Genomic DNA, 9498 nt, shown 5'->3' on the forward strand with positions numbered 1-9498 from the left:
TCATCGGTCCCCTGATCGGCGGTGCGCTAATGAGCGCGAAGTGGAGCACCGAGGCGTTGTTCGCGACCGCCGCGTCGGCCACCCTTTGCGCCGCGCTGGCAGCGTTTCTGCTCGGCCGGGTCATCCCGCTTGGCGGCGGTTCCGGCGCGAGCCAGACGTCATCATTTGATGCTACAGTGCGGGCCGCGACCAGGACCTGAACACCCCAGCTACCCTTGAGTGGAGACCAGCCGATGAGCGCTCCCGACCAGGACAAGCAGCGTAACCGCGAGATCGCGGCGAACGAGGCCGAACGTCAGGCGGTCAGCGCCGTTCGCGTCAGCAGCTGGGCGATTGCGGTCTCGGCCGTGATCGGCGTCATTGTCTTCGCAATCGTATGGGCCTGGATCAAGCGCTGACACTTCCGCTCGCGCTGATCAGGAGCCTGATCAGCGCGAAGTCGTAATGCAGAGGTCAGCGAGCCGTCTCACGCCACCGCGCCGGAGGCGCGCAGCTTCTGGATATCGGCCTCGTCGTAGCCCGCCTGCCGCAGGATCTCGTCGGAGTGCTCGCCGACCTCGGGCGGCTTGCGCGGCTGCACCTTCTTGGCGCCGTCGATGAAGATCGGGCTGTTGACGGTCAGCATGGTGTCGTTCTCGAAGCGCACCAGCACCTCGTTCTCGATCATCTGCTTGTCGTTCGGGATGTCGTCGAGGATGCCAACGACGCCGAACACCAGGCCGTTGCCGTCGAGGATCTTGCGCCATTCCGCGAGATCCTTGCTCGCGAACACCTCGTCGAAGATCTTGATCAGCTCGACCGAGCGCGCATGGCGGTCAGGCTTGGTGACGAAGCGCGGATCGGCGACGAGGTCTTCGCGGCCGAGACAGCGCGCCAGCGTCGGCCATTGCCGGTCTTCGTTGAGCAGCGACAGGATGATCCAGCGGCCGTCCTTGCACTTGTAGTGGTTGGTGACGGCGTTCAGCGCCTCTTCGCGCGGCTTGCGCTTCTTGAACTTGGCGCCCGAGAGCTTGGCCTGCGCCAGCACGCCGTTGGCCCAGACGCCGTTGGCCATCAGATTGGTCGCGACATGCGAGCCCTTGCCGGTCTTCTCGCGCTTGAACAGCGCGGTGACGATCGCGCCGTAGAACGCCATCGCGCAGGGGTGATCGCCCATGCCGGCGACCGAGCGGGCCGGGGTCGTGTCCTCGTCTGCGCGCACCAGGTCCATCAGGCCGGAGCGGGCCCAATAGGCGTTGGAGTCGAAGCCGGGCTTGTTGGCCTCTTCGCCCTTCTCGCCGTAGCCGGTGAAGGAGGCGTAGATCAGCCGGTCGTTGAGATGGGCGAGATGGTCGTAGGTGATGCCGAGCTTCGCGCGCACCTGCGGCGGCATGTTGGTGATGAAGACGTCGGCCTCCGCGACGAGCTTGTAGAGCACCTGCTGGGCCTCAGGCTTGGTGAGGTCGAGCGCCAGACTCTTCTTGTTGCGGGCCTCGAGCATCCACGCGAAATTGTGTTCGCTCGCCGGATAGCCGGGCAGGTTCGGCAGGTTCCGGTAGGGATCGCCGGCACCCGGCGGCTCGATCTTGATGACGTCGGCACCGAAGTCGGACAGCACGGTCGCGGCCGCGGGCGCGGCGATGAAGCTCGCGCAATCCAGGACCTTGAGCCCGTCAAAAATGCCTTTTTCCATCGTGCCGTCGCTCCCGTGGCGCTTGTTGATGTTTTTCCGGTGGCTGGAATATCGCGTGCGATAATCCCGATCAGGGCGCCATTTGACCCATGTCGGGGGCACGATGCAACCCAAGTCAATTCAGGGCGATACGGCGCAAAACGTAGGGCGGGCAGAGCGCTGGGGTGTCCAACCTGCGACGTTTTCGTGCGGTTACTCCACCCCGGCCATCAGCGCGGCATTGCCGCCCGCGGCGGCGGTATTGATCGTCACCGTCTGCTCGGTTGCGAAGCGCGCGAGGTAGTGCGGGCCGCCGGCCTTGGGGCCGGTGCCGGAGAGGCCGCTGCCGCCGAACGGCTGCACGCCGACGACGGCGCCGATCATGTTGCGGTTGACATAGATGTTGCCGACCTGGAGGCGATCGATCACATGCTCGACCGTGTCGTCGATGCGGGAATGGATGCCGAGCGTTAGCCCGAAGCCCGTGGCCTCGATCGCGGCCAGCACCTCGCCGAGCCGCTCGGCCCGGTAGCGCACGACGTGCAGGATCGGGCCGAACACTTCCTCGGTCAGTTGGCCGGCGTCGGACAGTTCGAAGATGTGGGGGGCGACGAAATTGCCGGCCGGCGCCTCACCGGCGAGATGCACGCGCGCCTGCTTCTTCATTTTCGCGATATGCGCATCCAGACGCTGCTTAGCCTCGGCATCGATCACCGGTCCGACATGCGTTGACGGGTCGGACGGGTCACCGATCTTCAATTCGCGCGCGGCGCCGGCGATCATCTCGATCGTGCGGTCGGCGACGTCATCCTGCACGAACAACAGCCGCAGCGCCGAGCAGCGCTGGCCCGCGGAGCGGAACGCCGAGGTCACGACGTCGTCGGCGACCTGCTCGGGCAGCGCGGTGGCATCGACGATCATCGCGTTGATGCCGCCGGTCTCCGCGATCAGCGGCACGATCGGGCCGTCCTTGGCCGCCAGGGTCCGGTTGATCGAGCGAGCAACCTCGGTCGAGCCGGTGAAGACGACGCCCGTCACTTGCGGATGCGTAACCAACGCAGCGCCAATCGCGCCGTCGCCCTGGACGAGATGCAGGGCGGACGCCGGTACGCCGGCCTCGTGCAGCAGCTTGATCGCCTCGGCCGCGATCAGCGGTGTCTGCTCGGCCGGCTTTGCGACCACCGCGTTGCCTGCCATCAGCGCCGCCGTCACTTGGCCGAGGAAAATCGCCAGCGGGAAATTCCATGGCGAGATCGCCACGAACGCGCCGCGGCCGCGCAACGCCAGCACGTTGCTTTCGCCGGTCGGTCCCGGCATCGCTTCGTCCTCGCCGAACAGCTTTCGCCCGAGCGCGGCGTAGTAGCGGCAGAAATCCGTCGCTTCGCGCACCTCGGAGAGTGCGTCGTCGAGCGTCTTGCCGCCCTCGCTCTGCAACAGCGCAATAAAATGTGCGCGGCGTTGCTCCAGTAGATCGGCGGCCTTGACGAGGATGTCGGCGCGCTTTTGTGCCGGCGTGGCGTTCCAGGCTCTGAAGCCGCGGCGCGCGGCGGCAACGGCCGCATCAGTCTGCTCCGCGGTGAATGAGGCAACCGCGGTGGGCGTAGCCTTCCGCTCGGTAGCTATCGCCGATGTCAGCTTATCGAGTGCGTTCCGTTCGCCGAATTCGATGCCGCGCGAATTCTCGCGCTGCGGCCTGTAGAGATCGGCCGGCAATCGAATGTCGCGATGAGCAGCGTTGTTGTCGGTTCCGATGATCTCGGCCGGACGGCGCAACAGGTCTGCGATAGGCACGCGATTGTCCGCCGCCAACGCGACAAACGAGGAGTTGGCGCCATTCTCGAGCAGCCGCCGCACCAGATAGGCGAGCAGGTCGCGGTGGCTGCCGACGGGTGCATAGGTGCGGTGTGCGATCTCCGGCCTGTCCTCGCCGAGCTGCGCATACAGTGCTTCTCCCATGCCGTGCAGCCGCTGGAATTCGAAGCTCGTGGCATCGTCGGCAAGCTCGAGGATGGTTGCGACCGTCAGCGCGTTGTGGGTCGCGAATTGCGGGAACAGCCGCGGTCGCAATGTCAGCAGTTTGCGCGCGCAGGCGACGTAGTTCAGGTCGGTCATCGCCTTGCGGGTGAACACCGGATAGCCGTCGAGCCCGCGCTCCTGCGCACGCTTGATCTCGGTGTCCCAATAGGCGCCCTTGACCAGCCGCGCCATCATCTTGCGGTCGAAGGCACGCGCGAGCGCATCGACATAGTCGATCACATCAGTGGCGCGCTTCTGATAGGCCTGGATCGCGAGCCCAAAGCCGCTCCAGCCCGCGAGCGACGGGTCCGCGACGGCAGCAGCGATCACGTCGAGCGACAATTCCAGCCGGTCAGCCTCCTCGGCATCGACGGTGAAGTTCAGGTCGAACGCCTTGGCGCGGCGCGCGAGATCGACGAGCCGCGGCACCAGCTCGGTCATCACGCGCGCACGGCTGACCGCCTCGAAGCGCGGATGCAGCGCGGAGAGCTTGACGGAAATGCCGGGCCGGTCGGGCAGGGGACGGCGGCCTGCCGTCTTGCCGATCGCCTCGATCGCGCTTGCATAGGACTCGAAATAGCGATGCGCGTCGTCGGCAGTGCGCGCGCCTTCGCCGAGCATGTCGAAGGAGTAGCGCGCGGCACGAGCCGCATGTGCATGCGATTGCGCGCGCGACAGCGCCGCCTCGATGGTCTCGCCGAGCACGAAATGGCTGCCCATCAGCCGCATCGCCTGTCGCGTTGCCGCGCGTACCGCCGGCGCGCCGAGCCGCTTCGTCAGTCGCCCGATCGTGCCCTGCGGCGTCTCGCCGGGCTGGATCACACGTGCCGACATGCCCAGCGCCCAGGCCGAGGCGTTGACCAGGAAGGCGCTCGACTTGGTCTCGTGGTTGATGAAGTCGCCCTGGCCGAGCTTGTCCTCGATGAACTGGTCGGCGGTGCGCGCGTCCGGCACCCGCAGCAGCGCCTCCGCCAGCACCATCAGCGCGAGCCCTTCCTTGGTCGAGAGCGCGAATTCGCGCAGCATGTCCTCGACCCCGCCGAGCGGATCGTCATTGGCCCGGATGGCCTCGATCAGGCGCGTCGCGGTGCGGTCGATCCGCGCCTCCCGGTCAGCGCCGAGGCGGCCGTCGGTCAGCAGCCGGGCGGCAATGGCGGCATCGTCGGGCGCATAGGGCGGACCGAACGGCGGAGGTGGGTCGGCGTTTGGCATGACGGGTTCCTTCTGACCATCACGGGAACACCTACGCGGGAGTGAACCGTAGTTCGATAGACAAATTAACAGATTTGCCGTAGAAAATAAGGAAGATTATCAGATTTGCCAGATATATGACAGAGATTGACAAGATAGACCGGAAAATCCTCTCGATCCTGCAAGGGGATGGCCGGATTGCCAATGTGGAACTGGCTGAGAGGATCGGGCTGTCGCCGACCTCGGTCGGCGAGCGGCTAAAACGGCTGCAACGCGACGGCTTCGTCGAGGGCTACGGCGCCCGGCTCAACCCGCATCGGCTCGGGCTGGGGTTGCTGGTGTTCGTCGAGGTGCTGCTCGACAAGACCACGCCCGACGTGTTCGAGCGGTTCGCCAAGGCGGTCCAGACCGCGCCGGAAGTGCTGGAGTGCCATATGGTGGCCGGCGGCTTCGACTATCTGGTCAAGGCGCGCGTCGCCAACATGTCGGCCTATCGCCGGTTTCTCGGCGAAAGCCTGCTGGCGTTGCCGGGCGTGCGCGAGACCCGGACTTACGCGGTGATGGAGGAAGTCAAGCGCGACGCGCCGTTGCCGGTCGGCTGATATCCGCTCGATGCGATCCACAGCCATGCTCCCGCCGTATTGGCATCGCGACCCGCTCGCGTTAATCCTGCTCCGAACTGGGGCAGCAATCATGAAAGACGCCGATCAGCCGATATCAGCGAGGCGCGCCGGGCTTGCCGGCGCACTGACGATCATGCTGTCGTTACTGTCAGTTGCGCCGGCGCGAGCATCCGAACTCAGCGCGGGCATTATGCAACTCTATACGTCGGTCTCGATTTATCCGCCGTCGGCGACGAGGATGACGGTTTGCTACGGCTTCGTTTGCCGGCGCCGCGAGATGCTGGACTTCACGGCCGCAGACAGGGCTGCGCTGACCAGGATCATGGCTACGGGGCACGCCAATGCCGCTGCCGAGCGCGCCGCGGTGCAGAATGCGGTGATCTGGTTCGACCGCCGCATGGGGCCGATCCTCGGCACCGACAAGCGCGTGGCGAAAGCGGATTTCCGCGCCGGCGACGACAAGCACAATTTCGATTGCTGGGACACGACCCGCAACGTCACGAGCCTGATGCTGGTGATGCAGGACTGGAATCTGTTCAAGTTTCACGACGTCGGCAATCCCCACTACCGCGGCTTTCAAATCATGCAGACGCCGCACAACACCGCGGTGCTGCTCGAGCGCGCGACCAAGGTGGAATGGGCCGTCGATCTCTGGCCGCGCGGCTACATGCAGCCGCCTGATGTCATGACCGTCAGCAAATGGGTGACGGAGGATTGAACGCGGCCGCCCATGGCGCGCGGGCATCGTGCCCGCCCCGCCGAACGTCACGTTGTCTGGTTTTTGCTGGGATCGGCCCCCACTCCCGGATGACGTCCGAGAGTGCGCCGTCGTCTGGCGCTGTTACGCTAGACCTTCAGGTTCTCGGCTGAAGTTTTGCCACGATTTGCAATCTCTTCGTACTCCACCGATTGGCCTTCATTGAGCGTCTGAAGACCAGCCTTCTGAACTGCAGAAATATGCACGAAAATGTCCTTGCCGCCCGTTGCGGGCTGGATGAATCCATAACCCTTGGTCGGATTGAACCACTTCACTGTACCTTTGGGCATTCCAGTCGTCTCCGCGGAATCGATCGAAAGCGGATCGCCGGCCCCCGCACAAACCGGCACGTCCGTGCTGGACAGGATAGCAGTTTGCGAAAAGCTGGGTAGATCAAACGAAGGTGTGCTTTCGTTCGGAAACAACCCGATTTTCGGAGCTTTGGCGCCGAATTGCCTGTTTCCTGCTCAAATGATGCGCTGCAAAATCGAGCGGTTCCAACCCGGCCGGGCCGAACGACGGGCCCCTGCGCGCGGGCCTTGGCCTTGCGCGCAGGAGGGAAGCCGGATCTCTCAATAGGTCGTAGCGAGGTACTCGACGATCTTGCTCACGTCGGCGTCGTCGATCGGCGCACCGTAGACCTTCTTCATCTTGGTCACTTCGGCCTGCCAGAAGTCCTTCTTGACCTTCTCGTCATGCGGCGGCTGGGTCTTGATGTAGTCGGCCGAGTGACAGCCGGAGCAATTGCTCTGCACGACCTCGAGATTGGGGCCGGGCTTGAAGGCCGCGGTTTCCTCCGGGAGCGTGTAGTTGACCGGGGCGGCAGCGGCGGCGGCGATCGAGAATGTCGCAATCGCGGCGAGGGCGGGAAGCAGCTTGTGTTTCATGATGCTTCTCCTCACGCCGCCGTGACGCGCACGGTTTCGACGACGTTGCGCAAATAGCCGGCGGGATTCCACAACGGATCCATCGGCTGCGTGTCGCCGGCATTGTTGGTGGCGCGCACCTTCAGATCGTAGGAGCCCGCGGCGAGCTTCACCGGCAGCTTCCATTCTCGGAAGGCGTAGTTGCCGAGGTTCTTGCCGAGCTTGGCCGGCGTCCAGGTCTTGCCGCCGTCGGTCGACACCACGACTTCCTTGATGCCCTTGCCGCCGTCGAAGGCGATACCGCGCAGCAGCGTGCGGCCGGCCTTCAGCTTGGCGCCATCGGCGACGCTGGTGATGAACGAGCGCACGGTGAAGCGGTTGATCGGGATCGTCGCCTTTGGCGTCGTGCCGGGCTCGACCGCGTTGTTCGGCGTATCCGGAATCCGATAGGCGGATTTCATCCAGAAGCCGTCGAACACGCTGTCGATCACGGTGATCTCGCTCAGATGCTTCACCCAATAGGTGCCGTAATAGCCGGGCACCACGAGGCGGAGCGGGAAGCCGTTGAGGAACGGCAGATCGTCGCCGTTCATGCCGTAGGCCAGCATCACCTCGCCGTCGCGCGCGTGGTCGATGTCGAGCGCCTTCACGAAGTCGGGCGTCGTCTCCATCACGGGGCCATCCATGCCGTTGAAGGTGACCTGCTTCGCGCCGGCCTGCACGCCGGCCATGTCGAGCACGGTTTTCAGCGGCACGCCGTGCCAGCGCGCGCAGCCCATTGCGCCGTTGCCGAGCTGACCGCCGGCAACTCGCGGATTGAAGAAGCCGCGGCTGTTGCCGGAGCACTGGTTGACGGCGACGAGCTCGGTCGCCTTCAGCTTCCGGATGTCCTTCAGCGACAATTTCAGCGGCTTGTCGACCTTGCCCTTGATCTCGAGCGTGAATTTGTCGGGATCGAGATCGTAGGGGATGCCGGCGAGATGGTAGCGGACGAAGAACGCGTTGTTCGGCGTGAGCGGGCCGTCGTTGAAGACCGCAAACGGCGTCTCAAGCTGCGGCGGGCGGCTGGTCTGGCCGATCATCGGGCGCTTCTGCGGATAGCGCACCAGCGGCCGTTCGCCATTGCCGAAAGGCAGCGTCACCGTATCGAGCGCGAGCGCGCCGCGTGATCCCAGCCCCGTTATCAAAGCCGCCATACCGGCGCGCTTCATCAAGTCTCGTCGATCGAGCATTCCGCTTCCTCCGAAGCCTCATCTGTCGTGAGCCGGTCATCACCAGGCTCAAATTTCCTGCGCGCATCCGGCTCGCGGAACTCACGCAAGCGACAAATGTCGCATCGGGGAACCCCAAGTCAATTCATGCTTTCGCAGCGTGCACCGGCGTTGCGCTGCAGCAACGAAAAGCCCCGGTCGCATCGGCGACCGGGGGCATTTCGATCCGACCGAAGCGCTCGATCAGTAGCAGACGTTCACGGTGCGATAGCGATAGCCGTAGGGCGTCAGCACCAGGCGGGTGACGTAGCAATCGGAGTCGACGTAGCCGACGCTGAAGCCCGGGCCCCAGTGGTGATGATGCCAGCCACCGCCCCAACCGCCGCCCCAGCCGAACGGCTTGGCGGAAGCGGCGGTCGGTGCCAGCGCAGCGGCGCCGAGGGCGGCAGCGGTAGCGAGAGCGAGTGTCACTTTGCGAAACATGTCTTCTCCTTGAGTTGCGCCTCGAACTCCGCCGTGGCGCGGGTTGCGGTGATGCCCATCGCCTGTCAGTCACGCCTTGCAAAGGGCGGGTTCGAGAATGTCGAGAGAGAGCACATTGCGATGTGCGGAAGGTCACACTGGCCGAATGGGTCGGGAATGAACCTTCAGGCTGCAACCGCTTGCTGATTGCCGACAAGCGTCGACAAGGTGCGGGTGGATTGAACCGTACGCACGATCATCGGCTCGTTGCGGCCGCGGATCGCGACCTCCTGCATCGGCAAAGCATCGTCGGGAAGGCCTGCCGTGGTGCGCACCTCGTCGGAGACGACGGCTTCGCATGCGAGCGTCTTCGTCATGTCCTGCAGTCGTGCCGCGACGTTGACGGCGTCGCCGAGCGCGGTGAACACCATGTGGTCGCGATAGCCGATATCGCCGACGATCACCTCGCCGCCATGGATGCCGATGCCGAAGCGGATCGGCTCGCGCAAATCGTGGCTCAGGAACTGATTCAGCTCGTCGACATGGGTCGCGATCAGGGCCGCCGCGCGCAGCGCCTGGCGACAGGCCTCCTGCCGGCCGGTGGCGAGCCCGAACAGCGCCAACATGCCGTCACCGACGAACTGGTTCGGTCGCCCGCCGGCTTCGAGTACCGCCTGCGACACCGCGCCGAGGAAGCGGTTGACGATGAACACGGTATCGA

At 64.9% G+C, this 9498-nt stretch carries 10 protein-coding genes; 3 read left to right on the forward strand and 7 right to left on the reverse strand.

The features are described from left to right. The first annotated feature begins 233 nt into the window (after positions 1–233). A complete protein-coding gene (locus AS156_RS43460; RefSeq protein WP_201456094.1) occupies positions 234–398 on the forward strand; it encodes a hypothetical protein in 165 nt (54 codons plus the stop codon). 68 nt (positions 399–466) lie between these two features. Here the strand turns inward: AS156_RS43460 and AS156_RS23720 are convergent, their stop codons facing one another. After that, entirely contained in the window at positions 467–1672 is a 1206-nt protein-coding gene (locus AS156_RS23720; RefSeq protein WP_066509251.1) for a CaiB/BaiF CoA transferase family protein, read from the reverse strand. Between the two features lie 192 nt (positions 1673–1864). Further along, entirely contained in the window at positions 1865–4879 is a 3015-nt protein-coding gene (gene putA / locus AS156_RS23725; RefSeq protein ID WP_066509253.1) for a bifunctional proline dehydrogenase/L-glutamate gamma-semialdehyde dehydrogenase PutA, read from the reverse strand. A 116-nt stretch (positions 4880–4995) separates the two neighbouring features. Here putA and AS156_RS23730 point away from each other — a divergent pair, with 116 nt between their 5' ends. Both AS156_RS23730 and AS156_RS23735 read left to right on the forward strand, forming a co-directional pair. Further along, positions 4996–5460 carry an Lrp/AsnC ligand binding domain-containing protein gene (locus AS156_RS23730; protein WP_066509255.1) on the forward strand — a complete coding sequence of 155 codons (465 nt, stop codon included), beginning with the start codon at positions 4996–4998 and terminating at the stop codon, positions 5458–5460. A gap of 91 nt (positions 5461–5551) precedes the next feature. Next, a complete protein-coding gene (locus AS156_RS23735) occupies positions 5552–6199 on the forward strand; it encodes a hypothetical protein (RefSeq protein ID WP_066509260.1) in 648 nt (215 codons plus the stop codon). A gap of 128 nt (positions 6200–6327) precedes the next feature. Here the strand turns inward: AS156_RS23735 and AS156_RS23740 are convergent, their stop codons facing one another. From AS156_RS23740 to AS156_RS44845, 5 genes are all read right to left on the reverse strand, one after another. Then, positions 6328–6528 carry a cold-shock protein gene (locus tag AS156_RS23740; RefSeq protein WP_016842427.1) on the reverse strand — a complete coding sequence of 67 codons (201 nt, stop codon included), beginning with the start codon at positions 6526–6528 and terminating at the stop codon, positions 6328–6330. Positions 6529–6810: 282 nt separating this feature from the next. Next, a complete protein-coding gene (sorB, locus tag AS156_RS23745; RefSeq protein ID WP_066509262.1) occupies positions 6811–7125 on the reverse strand; it encodes a SorB family sulfite dehydrogenase c-type cytochrome subunit in 315 nt (104 codons plus the stop codon). 11 nt (positions 7126–7136) lie between these two features. Then, the gene (sorA, locus tag AS156_RS23750) at positions 7137–8336 is read right to left on the reverse strand and encodes a SorA family sulfite dehydrogenase catalytic subunit (RefSeq protein ID WP_066509263.1); all 1200 of its coding nucleotides are present in this window, start codon (positions 8334–8336) and stop codon (positions 7137–7139) included. Between the two features lie 222 nt (positions 8337–8558). Further along, complete coding sequence (locus AS156_RS23755; RefSeq protein WP_066509265.1) at positions 8559–8798, reverse strand: hypothetical protein; 240 nt, start codon at positions 8796–8798, stop codon at positions 8559–8561. Positions 8799–8962: 164 nt separating this feature from the next. Further along, positions 8963–9498 (reverse strand): adenylate/guanylate cyclase domain-containing protein (locus AS156_RS44845; RefSeq protein WP_245313029.1); only part of this gene is annotated, 536 nt, incomplete at its 5' end.

Origin of the sequence: Bradyrhizobium macuxiense (assembly GCF_001542415.1) — a bacterium.
GTDB lineage: Bacteria > Pseudomonadota > Alphaproteobacteria > Rhizobiales > Xanthobacteraceae > Bradyrhizobium > Bradyrhizobium macuxiense.